At 70.4% G+C, this 18978-nt stretch carries 26 protein-coding genes and 1 pseudogene; 22 read left to right on the forward strand and 5 right to left on the reverse strand.

Annotated elements, in window-relative coordinates:
* Together AB0O28_RS38970 and AB0O28_RS38975 are read left to right on the forward strand one after the other, a co-directional pair.
* A pseudogene (locus tag AB0O28_RS38970) lies at nt 1–287 on the forward strand (hypothetical protein); the annotation flags it as partial.
* A 364-nt stretch (nt 288–651) separates the two neighbouring features.
* Nucleotides 652–1917 carry a helix-turn-helix domain-containing protein gene (locus AB0O28_RS38975; protein ID WP_363647908.1) on the forward strand — a complete coding sequence of 422 codons (1266 nt, stop codon included), beginning with the start codon at nt 652–654 and terminating at the stop codon, nt 1915–1917.
* Nucleotides 1918–2194: 277 nt separating this feature from the next.
* Here the strand turns inward: AB0O28_RS38975 and AB0O28_RS38980 are convergent, their stop codons facing one another.
* Nucleotides 2195–2659, reverse strand: coding sequence for a hypothetical protein (locus tag AB0O28_RS38980; RefSeq protein WP_363647910.1), 465 nt, complete (start codon nt 2657–2659; stop codon nt 2195–2197).
* A 206-nt stretch (nt 2660–2865) separates the two neighbouring features.
* On the opposite strand from AB0O28_RS38980, the gene AB0O28_RS38985 reads away from it, so the two are divergent.
* The 5 genes from AB0O28_RS38985 to AB0O28_RS39005 all read left to right on the forward strand — a co-directional run bounded on the left by AB0O28_RS38985 (nt 2866) and on the right by AB0O28_RS39005 (nt 6774).
* A complete protein-coding gene (locus AB0O28_RS38985; protein ID WP_363647912.1) occupies nt 2866–3069 on the forward strand; it encodes a hypothetical protein in 204 nt (67 codons plus the stop codon).
* Nucleotides 3070–3374: 305 nt separating this feature from the next.
* Nucleotides 3375–3509: a hypothetical protein gene (locus tag AB0O28_RS38990; protein ID WP_363647914.1), complete on the forward strand. Its 135-nt coding sequence runs from the start codon at nt 3375–3377 to the stop codon at nt 3507–3509.
* Nucleotides 3510–3579: 70 nt separating this feature from the next.
* Nucleotides 3580–4038, forward strand: coding sequence for a tyrosine-type recombinase/integrase (locus AB0O28_RS38995; RefSeq protein WP_363647916.1), 459 nt, complete (start codon nt 3580–3582; stop codon nt 4036–4038).
* A 512-nt stretch (nt 4039–4550) separates the two neighbouring features.
* Nucleotides 4551–4748, forward strand: coding sequence for a hypothetical protein (locus AB0O28_RS39000; RefSeq protein WP_363647918.1), 198 nt, complete (start codon nt 4551–4553; stop codon nt 4746–4748).
* A gap of 1732 nt (nt 4749–6480) precedes the next feature.
* Complete coding sequence (locus AB0O28_RS39005; RefSeq protein ID WP_363647920.1) at nt 6481–6774, forward strand: hypothetical protein; 294 nt, start codon at nt 6481–6483, stop codon at nt 6772–6774.
* Between the two features lie 131 nt (nt 6775–6905).
* On the opposite strand, the gene AB0O28_RS39010 is transcribed toward AB0O28_RS39005, so the two are convergent.
* Both AB0O28_RS39010 and AB0O28_RS39015 read right to left on the reverse strand, forming a co-directional pair.
* Nucleotides 6906–7067, reverse strand: a complete 162-nt coding sequence (locus tag AB0O28_RS39010; protein ID WP_363647922.1) for a hypothetical protein — start codon at nt 7065–7067, stop codon at nt 6906–6908.
* 371 nt (nt 7068–7438) lie between these two features.
* Nucleotides 7439–7624, reverse strand: coding sequence for a hypothetical protein (locus AB0O28_RS39015; RefSeq protein ID WP_142616859.1), 186 nt, complete (start codon nt 7622–7624; stop codon nt 7439–7441).
* 204 nt (nt 7625–7828) lie between these two features.
* Here AB0O28_RS39015 and AB0O28_RS39020 point away from each other — a divergent pair, with 204 nt between their 5' ends.
* The 4 genes from AB0O28_RS39020 (at nt 7829) to AB0O28_RS39035 (ending at nt 9570) form a co-directional block, all read left to right on the forward strand.
* Complete coding sequence (locus AB0O28_RS39020; protein WP_363647924.1) at nt 7829–7954, forward strand: hypothetical protein; 126 nt, start codon at nt 7829–7831, stop codon at nt 7952–7954.
* A gap of 211 nt (nt 7955–8165) precedes the next feature.
* A complete protein-coding gene (locus AB0O28_RS39025) occupies nt 8166–8387 on the forward strand; it encodes a hypothetical protein (RefSeq protein WP_363647926.1) in 222 nt (73 codons plus the stop codon).
* Nucleotides 8384–9094, forward strand: a complete 711-nt coding sequence (locus AB0O28_RS39030) for a ParA family protein (RefSeq protein ID WP_363647928.1) — start codon at nt 8384–8386, stop codon at nt 9092–9094. Before AB0O28_RS39025 ends, AB0O28_RS39030 begins: the two co-directional genes overlap by 4 nt.
* Nucleotides 9095–9096: 2 nt before the next feature.
* Nucleotides 9097–9570: a hypothetical protein gene (locus AB0O28_RS39035; RefSeq protein ID WP_363647930.1), complete on the forward strand. Its 474-nt coding sequence runs from the start codon at nt 9097–9099 to the stop codon at nt 9568–9570.
* Nucleotides 9571–9688: 118 nt separating this feature from the next.
* Here the strand turns inward: AB0O28_RS39035 and AB0O28_RS39040 are convergent, their stop codons facing one another.
* Both AB0O28_RS39040 and AB0O28_RS39045 read right to left on the reverse strand, forming a co-directional pair.
* A complete protein-coding gene (locus tag AB0O28_RS39040; RefSeq protein ID WP_363647932.1) occupies nt 9689–10411 on the reverse strand; it encodes a protein phosphatase 2C domain-containing protein in 723 nt (240 codons plus the stop codon).
* Nucleotides 10412–10414: 3 nt separating this feature from the next.
* Nucleotides 10415–11245: a GntR family transcriptional regulator gene (locus tag AB0O28_RS39045; protein ID WP_363647934.1), complete on the reverse strand. Its 831-nt coding sequence runs from the start codon at nt 11243–11245 to the stop codon at nt 10415–10417.
* Nucleotides 11246–11512: 267 nt separating this feature from the next.
* Here AB0O28_RS39045 and AB0O28_RS39050 point away from each other — a divergent pair, with 267 nt between their 5' ends.
* From AB0O28_RS39050 to AB0O28_RS39100, 11 genes are all read left to right on the forward strand, one after another.
* Nucleotides 11513–11749 carry a BldC family transcriptional regulator gene (locus AB0O28_RS39050; RefSeq protein WP_363647936.1) on the forward strand — a complete coding sequence of 79 codons (237 nt, stop codon included), beginning with the start codon at nt 11513–11515 and terminating at the stop codon, nt 11747–11749.
* Nucleotides 11749–12963: a hypothetical protein gene (locus AB0O28_RS39055; protein ID WP_363647938.1), complete on the forward strand. Its 1215-nt coding sequence runs from the start codon at nt 11749–11751 to the stop codon at nt 12961–12963. The genes AB0O28_RS39050 and AB0O28_RS39055 overlap by 1 nt, the downstream gene beginning before the upstream one ends.
* Nucleotides 12960–13385, forward strand: a complete 426-nt coding sequence (locus tag AB0O28_RS39060) for an SsgA family sporulation/cell division regulator (RefSeq protein WP_363647940.1) — start codon at nt 12960–12962, stop codon at nt 13383–13385. The genes AB0O28_RS39055 and AB0O28_RS39060 overlap by 4 nt, the downstream gene beginning before the upstream one ends.
* A complete protein-coding gene (locus tag AB0O28_RS39065; protein ID WP_363647942.1) occupies nt 13382–13780 on the forward strand; it encodes an ATP-binding protein in 399 nt (132 codons plus the stop codon). Before AB0O28_RS39060 ends, AB0O28_RS39065 begins: the two co-directional genes overlap by 4 nt.
* Complete coding sequence (locus tag AB0O28_RS39070; RefSeq protein WP_363647944.1) at nt 13780–13977, forward strand: hypothetical protein; 198 nt, start codon at nt 13780–13782, stop codon at nt 13975–13977. Before AB0O28_RS39065 ends, AB0O28_RS39070 begins: the two co-directional genes overlap by 1 nt.
* On the forward strand, nt 13977–14315 hold the full coding sequence (locus AB0O28_RS39075; protein ID WP_363647946.1) for a hypothetical protein: 339 nt from the start codon (nt 13977–13979) through the stop codon (nt 14313–14315). The genes AB0O28_RS39070 and AB0O28_RS39075 overlap by 1 nt, the downstream gene beginning before the upstream one ends.
* The gene (locus AB0O28_RS39080; protein ID WP_363647948.1) at nt 14308–14679 is read left to right on the forward strand and encodes a hypothetical protein; all 372 of its coding nucleotides are present in this window, start codon (nt 14308–14310) and stop codon (nt 14677–14679) included. Before AB0O28_RS39075 ends, AB0O28_RS39080 begins: the two co-directional genes overlap by 8 nt.
* A gap of 47 nt (nt 14680–14726) precedes the next feature.
* Nucleotides 14727–16733: a hypothetical protein gene (locus tag AB0O28_RS39085; protein ID WP_363647950.1), complete on the forward strand. Its 2007-nt coding sequence runs from the start codon at nt 14727–14729 to the stop codon at nt 16731–16733.
* Nucleotides 16734–16987: 254 nt separating this feature from the next.
* Nucleotides 16988–18007 (forward strand): M48 family metalloprotease, encoded by a 1020-nt coding sequence (locus AB0O28_RS39090; protein ID WP_363647952.1) that lies wholly within the window; start codon nt 16988–16990, stop codon nt 18005–18007.
* Between the two features lie 29 nt (nt 18008–18036).
* Entirely contained in the window at nt 18037–18423 is a 387-nt protein-coding gene (locus AB0O28_RS39095) for an RNase adapter RapZ (protein ID WP_363647954.1), read from the forward strand.
* Nucleotides 18424–18513: 90 nt separating this feature from the next.
* Nucleotides 18514–18978 (forward strand): NUDIX domain-containing protein (locus AB0O28_RS39100; RefSeq protein WP_363647956.1); only part of this gene is annotated, 465 nt, incomplete at its 3' end.

Raw genomic sequence — 18978 nt, forward strand, 5'->3', positions numbered from 1 at the left:
CCGGCCTCGCCCTGGAGGGCGCGTCGTGGCGGTTGCTGCCCGTCCGGTACGTGCCCGACCCACGCGCTTCGGATGAGGCGTGGATGGTGACCTGGCCGGCCGTGACCGACCTGGGCGAGGTCGCCGACCTCCCCGCGGTGAAGGGAGCCGACGACGCCCGCCGCGCCGCGTGGATGCGGGCCGATAACTACCCCACCCTGCTGCTGTACCTGGCCGAGCACGGCGGTGACGTGTTCCCCGCCCACCGGGCCATGCTCGCCGAGCTGCTCGACGGAGCGGCCGCGTGACGCCGGTGCCGGCGCTGCGGGTCCCCTCCCGGCCGTACAAGCCGGGAGGGGTGCCCAGAACGCCCGCACCCGGGCCGCTGTCCGTTATCGCCCGCCCTGCGTACGGACACGCCCACGCTCGGCGACACGCCCACCTCAGCGCAGCCGACAACGCGGCGCGACACGCCGCGATCGTGGAATGCTGTGGGGCGAACTACATCCGTGTGATTGCGGTCAGGAGACCAGCCGGAAAAACAGAAACGCCCGGCAAGGCCGGGCGCTCCCTGAGCAAGAACTTCATAACGACGCGCTTTAGGTGTCAGCTCCAATGCTTTGGCCGGCGGAGTGAGCTGAGCGCCTTCTGTTCGCCTTTTCACGTCTGGGAGTGACGATAGCAGCCACCCAGGCGGTCAGTCTCGTACGCCCTCATTCCGACACGCCGGGGCGTCGGCTCACCGCTTCCCGCACCCCCCGCGGCCGCCGCGCCACCAGCCCGGCCGGGACCGCCGCACCGCCATGGGCCTCACCCCGGAAGCTGGCCATCTTCGGCGCCCTGCCCGAAGGCACCCGGCGCGCACCCTCGCAGGCCGCCTGGGTCCACGCCGTCCAGGCCCACCCCGACGTCGCCGCGCTCCGCGCCGACGCCCACGCGAACCTCATGCGCGTCGTGTGGGTCCTGGCCCGGCACGCCGACTGGACCGAGCTCGTCACCCGGCCGACATGGGCCGTGCTGATGGACCGCACCGGCCTGTCCCGCTCGACCGTCGCCGCCTGGCTCGCCTGGCTCCGCCGCGCTGGTCTGCTCGGCACCGTCACCCCCGGCACCACCGTCCGATACCGCCGTGGCACCGCCTGCGGGCTCCTGGACGACGGCAGAGGCAACGAGGCCGCCGAGTACGTCCTCGCGGTCCCCGCGCCCGCTGAGGACGCCACGACAGACCGCGCTGAGGCCGAGCGGAAGCCTGCGGAAACCCTTGCACCCGCCGGCCGGGACCGTCAGGGCCAGGCCCCGGCCTCCGACCCTGTGGAGGGAACTCGGACCCCCTCAGGTCCCCCTTCAGGGGGCCTGAGTTCTCGCCCATCGCGCGCGCGCGAGGCGATGCCCGATTCGTCCGATACCGGTTGGTGGTGGTCCCGCGCCGTCACGCCGGCGACCCGGAGAGACTCATTGGCGGCCGCGCACCGGGCCCGGAACGAGGACGTGACGCTGAGGGCGCTCTCGCCCCGTCACGTCCGGAGCCTGCTGAGGCCCATCTTCGCCGAGGGCGGGACCCTCGCCGACGCCCTGCACATGATCAACCATCGGCCGGACGGCACCGAGTGGCCCTTCGCCGGGATGCCTCGCTACGTGCCTGGCTGGGTCCGTCACCGGCTCGCCGCCTGGCTCACCGAGGACGGGCGGCTACGGCCCGGCGTGGAGTTGCCCAGCCGCCAGAAGGCCGCGGCCGCCGCGAAGGTCGCCGACGAGCTCGCCGCCCGCCGCACACAGCGGGCCGAGCTGGAGACCCGCCGCGCGGCCGACGTCACTGGCCACGCCGACCGGGCCCGGGCGCTGCTGGCCGCCAGCCCGGCCGCGGCCGCGGCGATGCGGCGCCGATCGCTGGGGATCGCCCCGCGCTCGAGGTGGCTCCCGCCCGGATCTACGTCGTAAAGAGCGCCGAGCTTTACGCAGTAGATCCGATCCAGCCCGAGTACCACTCGTTCCTGCACGGACTGTGACTGCATGACCGGCCGCATGACACTGCATGAACGGACAATCCGGGCACGAAACCGGCCAAGACGGGACCGTGCAGCGTTTCCCCAGGTCAGCGCGACACTTCACCGCACAGTATCGGGATACTGTGCGGTAAGACCTCCGAGGCAGTCACACAGTGCACGGGCTCGGAGATGGCGATGGCTCCAGATGGAGACACGACGGACGAGCGCCTTCAGGTCGGCAGCCCGGCGCCGGCCGCCTCGACCGCCTCGACCGCGTCCACTTGCTCCTGCACCTGGTGGTCGTGCTCGTCCGGGTTCAGCAACGTCCCGCACGACCGGCACCGGTAGTAGGGCAGCTCTTGGTCCCATCCGACGTTGCGCTCCCCGCACGCGCAGCGCACGGGTGAGCTCGTGGACGCCCGGTCGTCTTTCGCCAGGTGCCGCAAGACGCGGTCCCAGTTGTGGAGCATCCTCGGCAGGCCGGCCATCTGCTCGTGGGCGAGGATGTCCTCCAGGCGCTCCGCGAGCCAGCCGATCGTGCGTGAATGATGATGTGCACCGCCGCCGTTCGACGGGCGGCCGGGGTAGCCGCGCAGCTGCCGCCACTCGTCTTCGACGTCGAACAGGTCGCCCACGAGCCGGTCGAGGACGTCCGTGACCGGGGACACGCTCGGGCGGGTCTCCGTGCCGGACACGCGGCCCTCTCCGGCGGACGAGGCGGCACGGCCGCGATGCCCGTCAGCGGTGGCGGCGAGCTGCGCGGCTCTCGTCGGGCCGGACTGGCTGCCGTAGGAGAAGCGAGTTCGATCGATCCCGTTTTCGATCAGATCAACACGATCTCCGACTCCCCACGAGGCCCTGAAGGAACCGGCTGTGCTGCACGGCTACAAAGCTGCCGCTGGTGGCCGAGAAGGTCACCGAGCTGAGAGCCGGGACAGGCGTCTGGATGACTGCGCGGTCGAGGGCAACGAACACCCGAATCAGGGCAGGTCAGGAGGGCAGGAACGGCGTGCGCAAGGACCGCAAGGCCGACCGGGGCAACAACGGCCAGAAGAACTACAGCACCCGGTCGGGCGCTACCACACCTCGACAACCGGCGCTCTGACCAGGGGATAAGGAAGATCCCGAATGCAATCTTTCCGGGATATCAACGATCCACCAGCGCCGCCGTCCACAGAAACGTCGTTTCACCTGAGTCCTACTGGTTGGCGATCACGGACTACTCTTCCCCCCGTAACGAAAGAAGCCCGGACCCCGCGCCAACGGGATCCGGGCGGAAGCGGTACGTGCTGAACCCGGGGCTCTGCACTGGAACCACCACGAAGCAACAGCCAGTGTAGGACCAACTCAGGTACGGCGCCTTAGCTGGTGCCTCGGGTTCGGCGATCCAACCATTCGAAGGAGGACCGCATGAACCACCTGGTCATTCGCATTCCGCAGGGCTTCGGCCGCTGGGGCGCCGTCATCGTCGTCGTCGTCATCGTGCTCTACGTCCTCGTGCTCACCGGCACGAAGATCGAGCTCGGCATCGGCCCCGCCGCCTGACCCAAACTTCAACTCGTCCCCGCGCAACATTCCGGCGGCCGCTCTCCACTCTCGAAGGGCGGCCGCCCTCGTGCGACATGACAAGCTGGTCGCGCTCACGGTCGGCTCGGTGGCCGTCGACTCCGCGCACTGCGTCATCGTCTTCCGGCACAAGGGCGGCAAGACCGACCGCGTTCCGGTGCCGCCGCGGGTGCGCGCGCTGCTAGAACCGCTCCTCGAGGGCCGGGCCGCGGGCGAGGTGCTGTTCACCCGCGCGGACGGCCGCCCGTTCGACCGCTGGCGGATGACCACGGCACTGCGCCGCGCCGCCACCGCCGCCGGCGTCGACCACAAGGGCCTGACTCCGCACACCGCCCGGGCGACTGCCGCCACGGCGCTGCTGGACGAAGGCATGCCGCTGGCCGACGTGCAGGAGTTGCTCGGGCACTCCTCCCCCGTCACCACCCAGCGGTACAACCGCGGCCGCCGCAAGCTCGACGGGCACGCCGCCTACCGCATGGCCGCCATCCTCGCCGGCGGCACCCTCTGACCTGTCGACGCATTGCACCTGTGGGCCTCCTGGAAGACGAAGATGCTGGCCTTCGGGGAGATCTTGTACCGCAGGCTCGACAACGAGTGGCGGGGTCGTAACCCGGCTGCTCAAAGCATCCGTCAACAAAGAGGGCAGGACCACGTACAGCGGCTGTTCCTGAGAATCCGCGAAAACCTGAATTGGTGCCCCAGGCTTACCGGGCTCGGAATGTCGAGGGTCGCCCCTACTATGAGCGAGAACGACGACAAGCCTCGCCCGCCATTGCAGTGGCGGAACGAGGCTCGTTCGAGTTCATCGTCATGGCCAACGCCCAGGCCTGAGGGCCCGGGACGCTGAGTACGTTCATCTAGCGTCAAGATGCAGCGTACTCAGGGTTCCCCAGGAGAGCAATTCTCCTGAACCTCCAGGTCCCGGCGGCGGTCGTCCACTTCCAGAGGACCGGAGTTTTCATGCCCAACACCCCCTCGGACGTCCCAGGCGACGTCCCTCCCCCAGCCATGCCCTACCCCATGATCGTGGTAGTTGTCCCGCCCGCTCTGCCCCAGCCGCCAGCGCCTGCGGCGAACAGCCGGGATAACGAGAAGATCATCTTCGAGTTGACGCCCGGGATGAAGCGCGGCTTTTTCGCCGTGATCTTCATTCTGCTGACGATCTTGGCGCTCAAGGTGGGGGTCGACCTCACTGGGCTGATCCCCACCAGGATCTGACGCACTGACACAGGGGAACCAATGGGCCGGTCGTCGTCATGGCGGCCGGCCCGCCGCTGCCTCATGACCGTCTCGGCTACGCGAGGTCGCCCGACCCGCAACTGTCATGACCAAGGCCCGGAGTTTTTCGACACGCGTACGCGCGTACGCGCGAGAGCGGGCGGCCGCTGGTGACCCGGTGCCCCTGCGGCCCTCAGATCCGCACCACAGCCCCTAAGCTGCCCGGCTGGGCATTCAGGACCTCTTAGGGTTTTTCGGTGCTCCTACGCGCGCACGCGCGCGAACGGGGATGGCCTTCCCCGGCCCTGTAGTCGTCGGAGAGCCACGAACGCTGCTTCCCGGGTCTCCCAGGGATGCTCATAAAAACAAACTTTTCTTGGATACTCTGAGCCCAGACAGCAAGGTGCCCCCGACCGGTTGGAAGCCTTAGCCGGGGGCAGCTTGCGTGTTACCTCGCGGGTCCAAGTGGGCGAACGCTCACTTGGGCCCGCCTCCGTTTATCAGCCAGTCGATGAGGGTCAGGACCGCTCGCAGCGCGAGCAGCACCACATCCCACCAATGACTTTGCCGACGACGGCGCTTCCGCCTCTTGCGGGCAGGCATCTGTTCCTCTCCCCGGAACCCAATGCGATCGACGGGGGTCGACCATGGGCCCGGCGGTCGACCCCCTGCAGTCGGAGCGACCGTGAGGGGCGAGAGCTGCCGCCGTTGGCGAACGAAGCAAAGCCTAGGCCAAGCGGCCCACGTGGGATCTCGTAAACTCGCAACCGGGGGTCACACCTCAGGTTCAGCGCGCCCAAGTGCCGGCGGTTCGCCAGCAACCACCCTGCGCGCCTCAGCATCGACGGCCCTCGCTGAACGTCACGAGAGCGGAGACAAACCCGACAAAACCGTCGCTCACGCGCGCGTGGGCCCTGTCTTTTCCGACACCCCTACGCATGCGCGTGAGGCGGTGCCTGGTCTGTAGCGCGACGAGCGCCTCGTAGACGGCGACGGGATCGTTACGGACGTCGATCGTGCACAGGACACCACCGGGCCGGAGTAGTCGCCGGGCTGAGGTGTCACGATCGGCTGACTTCGGTCCCCGCCGTCACACCCGCGCTTATACCCACGGCTCCGGCCGCTGCCGTCGAGGCGGAGCACGCGCCCGCCGTGACCCCAGCGCGTGACGAATCACCCGTGATGAAACCCTGGTCGACTCGTGATTCCCTCGCCCGGCACCGCTGGTACATCGATGACGAACTCGCCACCGTCCAGGTGGTCAGGACTGGAGACCTGGGCGGGTCCTATGCCGTCATCGTGGCCGGCGACCTGTTCGGCACCGTGCGGCCGCACCTGGGGGCGACCGGCCGCACCTCCGGATGGGAGGCCCGCCACCGCACCGGCTCCCCGGCTTGGCACCTCGGCAGGCGACCCGGGCCGCCGCCGTGGGGCACGCCTGGCGGGAGAGCCGCCGCACCCGCCGCTGAGAGCGGTTTTGCGCGTTTCACACGCCCCCTACGCGCACGTGAGGACACTCCGAACACTCGCGCGGGCGCGCACCCGCGCGAGAAGCTTGGGCAGAGCGGGGCCCCAACGTCGCCGAGTTTCACGACTGTCGCGACAGGTCTTACGCGGGCGCGGGCGGGAGCGGCGCCGGGGCTTGAGCAGCACCCGAACGGCCAGTGGCGTTAGCGAGCTGTCGGTGCTCGGGTTATCGCCATTGGTCGTTCGGGTGGGGGATGCTCATCCAATGCCAAGGAAGCCGAGATTAACCTTTGAGGAGCACGTCGAGATGGGCCGTGCCCTCGCGTCGATGCGTGACGAACTCCTTCACCGACACGTCCAGCTCGCCAACGCGTACCCCCGGTCAGGGCCGCCGGCGGTTCCGGCGAAGAAGCTGGAGGAGGCAGTCGGTGCCATAGAGGCTGCTCGTACCGAGCTGGAGAACGCGTTGTACCGGGAGCATCCTGAGATGGCGCAGACGTCGGTGTACTACCCGCCCCACGAGGACCGGGTCCGTGCGTTCGGCCCTCGAGGAGGCTGAGTGCAGAAATTAGCGGGGTAGCCCATCGAGCTCTCGGCGTCATGATCGAATGCAAATTTTCTCTACGAGATCAAGGCGGCCCGTCCCTTCAGGGGCGGGCCGCTTCACATTGCCGAAAGACGCAGCGAGGCTCAGCCGTTCGCGATGGCCTCCTGCGCCTCCGCCAGGCGGTTGACCGCAGAGGCCAGCGCGAGGATCGCCCACACCTTCGCCTCCTCGGTCCTCTTGTCGCCCAGGGCGTTTACTGCGGTGTTCTCATGGGCGCCGGGACCGATCATCCAGTTGTCGCTCATCGTCGTGTCCTGTCATCGAGGGGATGAGGGACTTCCAGGAGAACATGGCCTTCTGTCCAGCAGTTGCCGAATTCTTCTCATAGGGATCAAGCTGCGGGTCGCCTGGAGGGGGCGGCCCGCGCGCTTGGCGGCCTGCCGGCCGGGCATGCGGCCTGGGGGCCGGTCCCGGCCGGCGCCGCCCGCGCTCCGCCGCCCCCGCAGAAGGTGCCGGCCAACACCCCGCCCAATGGCCCGGCCGATACCCCACCAGTGGCCCACCGGCTTAGATTGGCCACGCGCTCCCCGACTCATAGGCCCTCCGGCCCAATTGCCGAAAGACCGAGCCCACCCGAGCGACCCCCAACACCCAGGCATTGCAGTGACGACGGGCGTCACTGGCCTTCTGCAATGGATCTCAGCGCTTCGGCGACCTCTTGGAGAGCAGAAGCAACGGCAAGCGTGGCGGATGCCTGCGCGGCGATCGCGCGAGCGATGCGATCTCCGTCGCTCCCGTCGTAGGTGCCTGCGATGTAGTGGTCGGCTTTGGCCGCGTAGAAGTCGGCTCGTTGGAGGCTCATGGGCGCAAGGTAGGCCAGAGATCCACTTCTGGGCTGGTAGCAGGAAGGTCAGACTTCTGGGCCTCATCAGCCCGCCACAGAGGGGGAGTCACGGCGGCCGCCGAGACGAGCATCGCCTCCCGGGCAGTCGGGACCTGCTGTCCCCGCCGGATGCGAGGATGACGCGCACTCGCCCTGACCCTGCGAGCCGACGACGGGATCGCCATGCACCAGATTGACCCGGACGAGGGTCTCCTCGTCACTACCACCCCGCACGAGCGGTGCGTCGTTGCGCAGGTGACCGGCCAGGTGGACTACCACAACGCCGAACGCTTCTACGAAGCAGGGTAGGGGGTCCGGGCTGAGGCCGTGACGATCGCCCACTCCGGCGCCCGCCGTACCGGGCCGGGGCGATCGCCGCCGCGGACCTCCTACGTCGGCCCCCGGCACTGCTCATAACCTGCCCTGTTGGTGAATTCGTGACGCCACGACGCCACGACGCCATGACGGCAAGTGCGACAGGTGCGAGACACCGCTACCTGGTGCCGCTAGCGTGCCCGGCATGAAGCATCCGAATGCCCCCGCCCCGGCCTCTGCCGGTCAGCCCGCGGTGCGCCGGTCGTGGTACATGCCTGCCGCCACGGCGCACGCCCTGGCCGCTGCCGTGGACGACCTCCACTTCGCGACCCGCCGGCCGAAGCATGAGGTCCTGGCCGCGCTCATCGACGCGGCGCTCGCCTCCCGTGACCAGGTCGCCGACCGCCTCGCTAGGAGCGCCTCGTGACCACTCAGCTCGCCTCAGACGGTGCGGCCGCCGAGCTGGCGGACCCGTGGGTCATCGCTGTTGCCAACCAGAAGGGCGGCGTCGGCAAGAGCCTCCTGTCGATGGGCTTGGCCGCCGTCACCGCGGACGCCAGCGGGCGCGCGTTCCTGGTGGACATCGACCCGCAGTCGACTACCGCCGAGGTCGCCGACCGGGCCGAGCGTGCCGGCCAGAGTCTCCCCTTTGACTACACGGCAGACACTGACCCGGCGCACCTGGCCAAGCTGCGGAAGGTCCGGGGCGTCGACCTGATCCTGGTGGATTGCCCGGGCAGCCTGGAGGGGCACGACGTGCTCAGCGCTGTGCTCGATCAGGCGGATTTTGTCGTTATCCCCTACGTGCATGACCCGTTCTACGTGACGCCTACCAGGCGTACGGCCGCCCTGTGTGCGGACCGGGGTGTGCCGTACCGGGTGCTGATTAACCGCGTCGACCCCCGGCGCGGCACCGGCCCCCTGGAGGACGCGCAGGCCACGCTCGACAAGCTCGCCCTGCCCCGGTTCCGCTCGTTCGTCCGGGAGTACAGCGCGCACTCTCAGGCCCACGTGGAAGGCGTGATGATCACGCAGTACCGGGGTGGCCGTAACGCGGTCAACGCCCGCGAGGACATCCGCCGCGTCCACACGGAGATGCTGATGCAGCTCGGACAGATCCGGCCTGGAGGGTGAGCATGGCCCGCAAGAGCATCGCCGATCTGATCGCCGACGACGAACCGCCGAAGCCGCCGCCGATTCCCAGACGCACGCCGGAGCCAGCGCCCGCCGAGACCAGCTCAGACGCCGAAACGGCCGCTCAGCCTGCGTCCACTGAAGCCGAGACGTCACGGGCTCATGAAGGCGTGACGCCGGTACGTCGTGACGTCACGACGCCACGGGGCCACGACGTCACGGCCTCACGAAAGGCGACCCGGCCGCGTACCCCAGCGAGGCCGCGGCGTGGTGCGCCCGCGGCCGCCGACGCGGTGGCGCTCACCGTCCGGTTCGACCCGGACGAGTACACCGAGATTGACGAGTGGCTTCTGTCTCTGCGTCGCGAGCTGGGCAGGACCAAGCTCGACAAGTCCGAAGTTGTGCGGGCACTCCTGCAGGCCGCCCGCGAGCGGGCCGACGTCCGCCGGGCATTGCTCGCCGCTCTGAAGTCGTGAAGCCATGAAGTCGTGACGTCACGACGCCATGACGTCGAAGCAAGATATGCGTAAGCCCTGGATACGCAGACATGCGAACGGCCCGGCCGGAGTTTACCCGCCGGGCCGTTCGCGTTGCTCAGGCCGCCTCCTGGCCGTCCCGCACGTCGATGACGATCACGCTGATGTTGTCCGGGCCGCCGTGGTTGGTGGCCGCTGCAACGAGACGGTCCGCCGCTTCCGCTGGCCCTCCGGACTCACGCAGGATGTCGCGCAGCTGCTCGCGCGCGACGACTCCGCTCAGCCCGTCCGAGCACAGCAGGAACCGGTCACCCGGCTGCAGGGGTCGAGTGGTGAGGTCTGGGGACCGTCCGTCCGCCCGGCCGTCGAGGAACCGGGAGATGCGCTCGGGTAGACGCGGAACGTCGGCGGCATCGGCGACCAGGTTGCCGTAGGTGTGGTCCTCGGTGAGCTGGACGAGACGCGAGTCCCCGCGGCGCAGCACGTACACCCGCGAGTCGCCCACGTTCGCCACGACCGCAGTGGTTCCCGACCACAGCAGCGCGACCAGGGTGGTGCCCATGCCCTCCAGGCCCGGATTAGCGTCGACCTTGCGGCGTAGCGCCTCGTTCGCGGCGTGGACCGCGCGGCCGAGGGTGGCAGGCAGGCATGCCGGGTCGGCCTGGTGGTCGTACGGCTTCAGGGCGTCGACTGCCGTGGTGCTGGCGATGTCGCCGGCGACGTGGCCGCCGAGACCATCGGCGACCGCGAACAGGTGCCGCCCTGCATAGACGGTGTCCTCGTTGCGCTGGCGCACGAGCCCGACGTCGGAACGAGCGGCGGCGTCAACAGTGAGGGGCATGGTTCACCTGCCCGTCTCGGGCTCGTCGAGGCCCTCGGCGTCCTCGGGCCATGGATCCTGCGCGGACTCGTCACGGTGCAGGACATGCACCGTCTCGACGCGGTCGCTGGCCACGATGTACTCCGTGACCTCGATGGGCTGGCCATCGCCGCCCGAGGTGCCCACTCGCACGATCTCCAACACCGGCAGGCTGGTCGGGATCTCCAGCAAAGCGGCCTCATCCTTGGTGGGCATACGGGCCCGGTGAATCTCCATCCAGCTGATGGGCCAGTGGCCGGCCTTCTCCAGGCGGTACAGCCAGTCGCCCGGGCCGGGGGCTTGAGAGCCAACCTCGGGAGCGGACTCGGCCCCCCGTGGGTGGATCCACGAGATGTTGATTTGGAAGGGCGGTTCCGACTCCGGTCCGGTGACTCGGAAGCGGCGCATGCACGGCGTGCCTACCGCCACGCCGAGCAGCTTCGCGATTCGCGGATCGGTCAGCGGCTCTTCGGACGCGACCGGCGTGATGTGGTGCTTCCACACTTCCTGCCCTGAGGCAGAGGGGAACGAGTAGCCCGGGCTGTCGGTGGCTACGTTGCGCTTCACAAGGTTCCCCCGGGGCCTGCGCAGGCGCATCATGCCATGGCGGACGATGATTCCCCGCCCCTGGACGGCCCAGACGTAGCCCTCTGTCTCCAGCACACCGATCGCACGGCCGATCGTGTCGCGGTTCGCGTCGTACTGCTTCGCGAAGTCGTCCAGGCGGGGCAGCTTTGCACCGGGTTCCCACTCGTCGGCCTCGATGCGTGCCCGGATCTGGGCGGCGATGTCCAGATAGCGGGAGTGCACGGCCATCGCACAACACCTCCTTCCGTCTGAAATTGTCTTGGGACAATTGACAGGATGCCACCGACAGGCGACTATGACGATTGTCCCAAGACTATCGCCCCCTAAATGATCTGGTCGGTCCCGGAGTGACCAGAGTCCGATTCAGGAGGGAGGGAGAAGCGGCCGGTGGCCTGTCCATCCACCGGGCCGTAGGCAAGAGCCCCGCACAGCAGTGCGGCCTCGGTGTGTCCAGCACCGAGGCCGCGTGAGTCGAGACTTGAAGGGAACCGACTCATGCGCATTGTCGCTGATGCCTGCACGATCACGGAACGCCTGCTGACCTCCGATGAGGTGGCGGCCGTGTTTCGTGTCGACCCCAAGACCGTTGTCCGCTGGGCCCGCGAGGGCCGTATCGCGGGCATCCGCACCCCCGGCGGCCGACTGCTCCGCTACCGCGAGTCCGACGTCCGCGCCGCGCTCGAGGTCCCCGCCGTGCAGGCCTCCGCCGCCGCTGAGGCGGTGAGCGCCTGATGACTGCCATCGCCCGCCGCCCCCGCACGAAGGCTGAGAAGCTCGCGTCCGCCGCCCGGGCCGCCGCCGACGTCCGCGCCTACGACACCAACCCCGACGTCGTGGCCTACCGCATCGAGCGGATGCGGACCCGCGTCGACCGGCTCATCTGGACCGGCCTCATCCTCGGTCTGCTGTTCACCATGGCCAACGTCCAGGCCTTCGCCTCGGAAGGCGCGACCAACAACGACGTCGCCTGGTGGATCGCCTGGCTGCTCGACCCCATGGTCTCCCTGGTCCTGGTCGGCGTGCTGCTCGGCGAACAGGTCATCGCCCGCTACCAGATCCACGCCGGGCCGTGGGTGCGCCGCACGAAGTGGGTCGCGCTCGCCTGTACGTACGCGATGAATACCTGGAGCGCGTGGGCGGCCCTGGACCCGGCGAAGATCCTGCTGCACTCGGTGCCGCCGGCCATCGTGTTCTGTGCGGCCGAGGCTGTGACCACGCTGCGGCACCAGATCACCGAGGCCGTACGGAAGGCGTACGGGGCCGCGCAGGAGGCCCGTACGGAGGCCGAGCGTACGGATGCGCCCGCACCCGTACGTGAGGACGCGGCGCCGCGTACGGGCCTCGCACCTGAGCCCGCGCAGCCCGCGCTGCAGCCCGCCGTACGGACCGCTGAGGACCGTACGGACGCCTCCGGCGTGCGGGCCGTACGGCAGGACGCCGAGCAGCCCGTACGGACTCTGGCCCGTACGCAGGCCTCCGGCACCGAGGTACGCACGGCTGTCACTCGCCCGGCCGCGCCCGTTGACCGGGAGGCGGTGGTCGCCGAGCTGACCAGCGAGATCCTCGGCGCTGCGGAGCGTGGGGACCGTTGGGCCCCGGACTATGCGGCCTTGATGGAGCGGACGGGCTACAGCCGGTCGTGGTGCGAGAAGGCCGTACGGGATGCCCGGACTGCGGTGTTCCGTACGGATGACGACGCCCTCGCGGAGGACTCCCGTACGGGAACCGCCGAGACGGCCGTACAGCCCGCGCACGCCCGTACGGATGGCCCGCACGCCGACGTCCCCGCGTCCCGTACAGAGGAGCCGGAGGCCGACCGTACGGAGACTCGTACGCCCGCTCCCGTACGGCTCGCTGAGGCCCGTACGGACACCGCCGAGGAGACCGCCCGTACGGACGCACCGGCGGCTGCGGACGACGATGAGGCCGAGGAGGTCGCGGCATGATCCGCCACACCTCGATGCCGGTCACGATGTGGCCCGCCGCCTCCGATGCCCCCGCCGTGCCGATCACGGCCCGGCTGCACTACAACGCCGACGACCCATACGCGGTCCTGCTGGCCTTCCCCGGCCCGTCCGGCACCTGCGAGGACGGCATCACCTGGCAGTTCGCCCGCACGCTGCTGTTCGACGGGATGGACAAGCCGGCGGGTGAGTGCGACATCCGCATTGAGCCTGCCGAGGCCGAGGACTGGGTGACTTTCACCCTGCACCCGCTCGTGGAGGGCGCCGGGCTGGCGCTGCATGCCCCCCGCGAGACTCTCGCCCGGTTCCTGGCCCGGACGTTCGAGGCGGTGCCGATGGGCGGCGAGCACGAGCGGATCGACTGGAACGCCGAGCTCGCCGAGGTACTGCGAGGTGCGGCATGACACCCGCCACCCGCACCCGCGCGCAGGCCCTGGCGTTGCCCGGCCTGCCGGAGAGCGTGAGCCAGGCCCGGGAGTTCGCGGCCGGGTGCCTGCCCGCCGGTTGCCCGCGCGTCGATGAGGTCGCCCTGGTCGTGTCCGAGCTGGCCACCAACGCCGTGCTGCACTCCGCGTCCGGCGTCCCGGGCGGGACGTTCGTGGTCCTGGTCGACGTCGAGCCGTCCTCGGTCGCCGTGGCGGTGGCCGACCAGGGGCCGGCGCTGGTCCCGGCGATGCGCCCGCTCGGTGAGGGCGGGCACGGCCTGGACCTGGTCGCAGCGCTGGCCGACGCCTACGAGGTCACCACGACCGAGACCGGCCGTACGGCCTGGGTGCGCCTCGATTGGGGGGCGGAGTGATGGCCCGCACCGGGAAGGCCCGCGTCAGCTCCAGCAGCGCCGAGAAGGTGGTCGGCCGCCTGTTCCTCGCCGCGACCCTCTCGTGGATCGCGTACGTGCTGCTTCACCGCTTCACCGTCGCCCCCGACGCGCTCGCCTGCTGGTTGTCCGGTGCTGTGGCCGGCCTGACCCTCACCGTCCGCGCTGGGAGGCGCTGATGTCCCGAGAGAGGTTGGTCTACGTGATCACGGATGCTCCCGAGCGCAACCCGTGGCGCAGGCTCGGCCAGCAGATCCGCGAGGCTCTCCGCCCTTCGGTCCTGGTCGGTGTGCTGGCCGTCCCCGTGATGGCAGCCACGTCCATCCCGGTCGGGCTGATCCTCGGCTGGCCCCCGTTCCTGATCTTCTGCGGGGTCGTCATCGGCGGCCCTGTCCTGGTCAACCTGGTCGACCTCATCGGGGCTCGACTCGGTTGGCCGCCCCTGTCCTGGGTCGCCACGCAGATCCTCACCCGGCGGCCCGCCGTCCCGTCCAAGGAGACCCGAGTCGATGAGTGACCCGACGGGCGCCAGCCGTATCCCCGAGCTGTCCACGATCGAGATCCGCTCGACCAGCGCCCTGCGCAAGTACGTGGACGAGTCCCGGCGGCTGGCCCGCGACTTCGCCCGCGAGCTGGAGTTCGGCGCCGAGGAGATCCAGGCCGTGCTGGTCGCGACCGGCAAGGGCAACCCCTGGCTGGTCGGCCTGGATGTGAAGATCCGCGCGAAGCGGATCGCCAAGCGCTGCGCCCGCGCCGCCGAGCTGCAGCGCGGATCGGCCGCAGAGATGACCCGCCTGTGGACCGACTTCATGGTCCAGTTCGCCCCGGCCCTCGGCACCAGCCCCGAGAAGGCGAAGAAGCAATTCAAGTTTGACGAGTGACCAGGCCACGGGCCCGCACCTCGACCGCACGAAACGGAGAGCAGACGATGGGAAGCAAGACCGCGACCAAGGCGACCACGGCGGCCGTGCGTGAGGGTGGCGTGGTCACGTACAAGGGCGGCATCCTCAGCGACCTGGTCGCCAAGGCGGCCCACGTTGCCGCGCCGCACACCGTGCCGTGGCTGCTCGGCGCGGGCCTGATGGTTCCCGCCTACGGCCTGCACGAGATGTGGGGCGCGAGCCCGTGGGCCGCCGCCGGCCTGACCGTCTCCGGCGGTGTGGTGACCGCCGCGACCTGGCTGGTGTCCCGGTGGCGTCATGTCCTGGGCCGTGTCCAGTCGACCGGCACCGCCGCGGCGGCGTCCGGGTACCTGCTGGCCGCGACCATCACCGGCCCGACCGCGCACCCGACGATTGACCTGTGGATCTGGGCGGGCGGCACGCTCGCCGCGCTGTGGAACGTCCGCAACATCATCCGTCCGAAGATCGACCCCGAGGGCACGATGCTCGCCCCCGGCGGCCCCGGCTCGCTGTTCAAAGCCCTGTTCACCGACGGGCAGGACCAAGTGCAGGTGGAGGCGGTGCGCAACGTCAAGGTGAGCCCGACCGCGATCAAGGGCACGGTGGAGCTCGGCGGCGGTGACACCACCGACGACCTGCAAAAGGCCCTCGCCGGGATCGAGGCCAAGCACGGCCTGCCGGTCGGCAGCCTGACCGCGACCGTGAACCGCAACAACGCGGGCCAGCCGACGGTCACCCTGTCCAACCCGCTGCTGCTGGAGAACCCGATCCCGTGGCCCGGCCCGTCCGCCGCCGGCGAGAGCGTCGCCAAGCCCCTCCAGGTCGCGATGTTCCAGGACGGCAGCACGTTCGGCCTCGGAGTCGTCGGTCAGCACCTGCAGGTCATGGGCATGACCGGCGCCGCCAAGACCACGGCCATCGCCTGGGGCATCTGGGGCGAGTTCGTCACCCGTAAGGACGGCGCGCTCGTGGTCGTCGACATCACCAAGGGCGAGCAGACCGTCGCCCCGGCCCGGCCCGCGCTGCACGGCGCGGTCACCAAGAAGCCGAGTGCGCGGGATCTGTTCACCAAGTGGCTGCCCGAGTGGGCGGCCGAGCGCCTGGCCGAGTTCGGCGATAAGGGCCTCATCGCGTGGGAGGAGGACTGCGGTTACACCTACCTGGAGGTGTGGCTGGAGGAGGCCGCCGACGTGTTCGAGCACATCGACATGGAGGAGTTCATCAACCTCGCCCGCATGCTCCGCTCGGCCGGTGGCGGGTTCGCCTGGTCGCTCCAGCGCGCCGACCACACGCAGATGCCGACGATCGTCAAGGGTCAGGGCGGTGGCAAGATCTGCGGCGGCGTCGAGTCCGCGCACGACGCCGGATGGGGCCTGACCGACGAACAGGAAAAGGCCGAAGCGCACCCCGAGCAGTGGCGATCGAACTACCCCGGTATGGCCTACGCCGACGCCCAGGGCGTGCCCCGCGACCGGATCGCGATGCCGATGCGGTTCTACGACTGGGGCCCGACGAACCGGGACCGGGTCGCGAACTTCGCCGCGCACTGCGCCCAGTACCCCGCCTCGGCCCGGCCGGTCGACCCGATCACAGCCAAGCTGCTCGCCCGGATCGCCGGCGCGAAACCCGCCGCGGTCGCCGGCGGCGAGCGCCAGGAGGACGAGATGGACGACGACGTGAAGGTGACCGGCGTGACCCGCGAATACCTGGCCCCGGACCCCGAGCTGGACGCAGACGACGCGGCCAACCCGATCGACCCCGAGGCCCCGCTGCAGGACGTGCCCGACATCCCGCTCGGCGGCCCCAAGATGAGCCCCGAGGACGCGCGCATGGTCCTGAACCGCACGCTCGCCGGGTTCGCGGACGGCCGACCGTTCGGCCCGGCGGATCTCGGTGGCGTCCTGGCGTCGACCGGCTTGAGCCGGCCGTGGCTCCAAAAGCAACTCAAGGCCCGGATCGAGGCCGGAGAGCTGGCCTACGACCCCGAGGAGAAGAAGCCGTACCGCGTGCGCGTCCTCGCGCCCGCCGCCTAACCCAAGATCATCCGGGGTCGCGTCGGCGCGGGTGCGATCCCGGAGCAGCGCCCGTGACAGGGGGCTGGGGGTGTCACACCGGCCGTGACAGCAGAGAACTACAGGTCACCGGCCCCGTGACACCCCGTGACACCCCCTCCGTGACACCCCGTGACACCCCCGTGACAGCAGACAAACCGTCACAAATCGCCGCCCGTGACAGGCGGCGTGACACCCTCGCCCAACCCCGTGACACCCATTGAAGGAGGCCCACCATGCCCGCCACCGAACCCGCAGCCGCTCCTCCGCTCGGCCCCGCCCGCGCGGCCGCCGTGCTCGACCGCACCCTCGCCGCCCTGGCTGGCGACGGCCCCGGCGAGACGTTCATGCCCCACGACCTCGCCGGCGTCCTCATCGTCACCGGCCGCTCCAAGGCATGGCTGCACCGGCAGCTCACCCAGCGCGTCAAGGCCGGGCTGCTGACCCGTCGAGGTGACGCCTACCAGGTGAGCGACGCCGAGGGGCTACGAACGGCCGCCGGCGCTGACCCCGCCGCTCTGACCGCTCTCGTGGGTTCCCTCAGCCGCGCCGCCGACCTGCCCGCCGTTGCCGTGCTCGTCAATCACGACTTGGAGGACAACGCCGTCGCGGTCCGCACCGACTGCCACCGCACCCCGCTGGTCGAGCTCGGGGCAAATCTCCTGGACGGCTCCGATAAGGTCCTGGCCGCCACCGTCGCCCACGAGCTCGCCCACATCGTGCTCGGACACGAGACCGAGCAGCGCACCGTCTGGGCCGAGCGTGTCTGCGGCCTGTCCGCTCTGGGCCTGGCCGCCGTCATCGCCGCCGACGGCCCCTTGGTGGCCGGGTACGCGGCCGCCGCGCTGTCCGCCGCCGCGCACCTGGTCGGCACCCGGTGGCAGCGCCAGAAGGAACTCGCCGCCGACCGGCACGCCGTGACCCTGCTGGATCAGGCGGGCATGGACGGGTACGCGGCCATGGCCGCCATGCTGCGCGACATCGGCGCCGACGAGAGCGCCGTGTACCGGTGCGGCGGCTGGATCGCCTCCAGCCACCCCACCGCCATTCAGCGGTTCCGCGCCGTCCTCGCCGCGGACTGCGGGCCGCGGCCGCGCCGGCGGCTGCGCTGGGGCTCGCTGCTGCGCTGCACCTCCACCGGCCACCGCGTCGGCAGCCGCGGGCACCGCCACGCCCACCAGGTCCTCGCCGGCGGCCGCTGCTGGCCCTGGCAATGGCGCTGGCTGCCCGCCTGGGGCTACCGGCCCGGCAAGTGAACCCATCCACCACACGCACGGAGGACCCCATGCCCAGCCCCACCGTCGAGATCGTCTCGTTCGGCTACCTGCACGGCGACCAGCCCCCGGCGCACCTGACGATCGACCTGCGCCACCACTTCCGCGACCCGCACATCTCACCCGAGCTACGGCACATGACCGCCCACGACGAGCCGGTCCTCACCACCGTCCTCGGCACCCCCGGCATCCTCCCGCTGCTGGACGCGACCGCCGCCGCCGTGGCCGCGCTGCTGTCCGGGCCGTCCGCCGACGGCGCGACCATCGCCGCCGGATGCGCCGGCGGCCGCCACCGCGCCCCCGTCTTCGCCCAGCACCTCGCCAACCGGCTCCGCGCCCGCGGCATCGACGTGGCCCTGAGCCACCGGGACCTCGACAAGCCCGTGGTCACACGCTGACGCACGACGGGCGCGTACCAGCGTGACTGTCCCGCCAAGAACGCTCACGCCGGCCGCGCCCGCACCCCCGCCAAAGGAGGCACTCCCATCATGACCGACACCTACACCCACCCCGACGTCCTCGGCCGCGGCGTCACCGAAGGATGGGCCGACCCGACCACCGACCCCCGGCACATCGACTGGGCGCCCCGGCAGGCCGCCGCCGCGATCCCGTTCCGCGTGGTCGACGGCCGCCCGCTCAACCCCTGCGCACCGACCGGGATCCGGCATGGCCGAGGCGAGCTCGGCCACTGGGGCGAGCAGCAGGCCGCCGACGCCATCGTGACCGCCCACCACCGCGGCGGCCGGTGGCTGCTGATGATCGAGCGGGGCGACGACCACGGCTGGGCGGTCCCCGGCGGGAAGGTCGACCCCGGCGAGGACGCCCTGCACGCGGCGATCCGCGAGCTGACCGAGGAGACCGGCCTCGCCCTGGAGGGCGCGTCGTGGCGGTTGCTGCCCGTCCGGTACGTGCCCGACCCACGCGCTTCGGATGAGGCGTGGATGGTGACCTGG

The sequence above is a fragment of the Microbispora sp. NPDC088329 genome (assembly GCF_040685655.1).
Taxonomy (GTDB): Bacteria; Actinomycetota; Actinomycetes; order Streptosporangiales; family Streptosporangiaceae; genus Microbispora.

Excerpts from the sequence above, each read along its gene's own strand:
- AB0O28_RS38990 (WP_363647914.1), top strand. The coding sequence starts at position 3,375 with ATGAACCACCTGGTCATTCGCATTCCGCAGGGCTTCGGCCGCTGGGGC.
- AB0O28_RS39000 (WP_363647918.1), top strand. The coding sequence starts at position 4,551 with ATGATCGTGGTAGTTGTCCCGCCCGCTCTGCCCCAGCCGCCAGCGCCT.
- AB0O28_RS39005 (WP_363647920.1), top strand. The coding sequence starts at position 6,481 with ATGCCAAGGAAGCCGAGATTAACCTTTGAGGAGCACGTCGAGATGGGC.
- AB0O28_RS39010 (WP_363647922.1), bottom strand. The coding sequence starts at position 7,067 with ATGAGCGACAACTGGATGATCGGTCCCGGCGCCCATGAGAACACCGCA.
- AB0O28_RS39015 (WP_142616859.1), bottom strand. The coding sequence starts at position 7,624 with ATGAGCCTCCAACGAGCCGACTTCTACGCGGCCAAAGCCGACCACTAC.
- AB0O28_RS39020 (WP_363647924.1), top strand. The coding sequence starts at position 7,829 with ATGCACCAGATTGACCCGGACGAGGGTCTCCTCGTCACTACCACCCCG.
- AB0O28_RS39025 (WP_363647926.1), top strand. The coding sequence starts at position 8,166 with ATGAAGCATCCGAATGCCCCCGCCCCGGCCTCTGCCGGTCAGCCCGCG.
- AB0O28_RS39035 (WP_363647930.1), top strand. The coding sequence starts at position 9,097 with ATGGCCCGCAAGAGCATCGCCGATCTGATCGCCGACGACGAACCGCCG.
- AB0O28_RS39040 (WP_363647932.1), bottom strand. The coding sequence starts at position 10,411 with ATGCCCCTCACTGTTGACGCCGCCGCTCGTTCCGACGTCGGGCTCGTG.
- AB0O28_RS39045 (WP_363647934.1), bottom strand. The coding sequence starts at position 11,245 with ATGGCCGTGCACTCCCGCTATCTGGACATCGCCGCCCAGATCCGGGCA.
- AB0O28_RS39050 (WP_363647936.1), top strand. The coding sequence starts at position 11,513 with ATGCGCATTGTCGCTGATGCCTGCACGATCACGGAACGCCTGCTGACC.
- AB0O28_RS39055 (WP_363647938.1), top strand. The coding sequence starts at position 11,749 with ATGACTGCCATCGCCCGCCGCCCCCGCACGAAGGCTGAGAAGCTCGCG.
- AB0O28_RS39060 (WP_363647940.1), top strand. The coding sequence starts at position 12,960 with ATGATCCGCCACACCTCGATGCCGGTCACGATGTGGCCCGCCGCCTCC.
- AB0O28_RS39065 (WP_363647942.1), top strand. The coding sequence starts at position 13,382 with ATGACACCCGCCACCCGCACCCGCGCGCAGGCCCTGGCGTTGCCCGGC.
- AB0O28_RS39070 (WP_363647944.1), top strand. The coding sequence starts at position 13,780 with ATGGCCCGCACCGGGAAGGCCCGCGTCAGCTCCAGCAGCGCCGAGAAG.
- AB0O28_RS39075 (WP_363647946.1), top strand. The coding sequence starts at position 13,977 with ATGTCCCGAGAGAGGTTGGTCTACGTGATCACGGATGCTCCCGAGCGC.
- AB0O28_RS39080 (WP_363647948.1), top strand. The coding sequence starts at position 14,308 with ATGAGTGACCCGACGGGCGCCAGCCGTATCCCCGAGCTGTCCACGATC.
- AB0O28_RS39085 (WP_363647950.1), top strand. The coding sequence starts at position 14,727 with ATGGGAAGCAAGACCGCGACCAAGGCGACCACGGCGGCCGTGCGTGAG.
- AB0O28_RS39090 (WP_363647952.1), top strand. The coding sequence starts at position 16,988 with ATGCCCGCCACCGAACCCGCAGCCGCTCCTCCGCTCGGCCCCGCCCGC.
- AB0O28_RS39095 (WP_363647954.1), top strand. The coding sequence starts at position 18,037 with ATGCCCAGCCCCACCGTCGAGATCGTCTCGTTCGGCTACCTGCACGGC.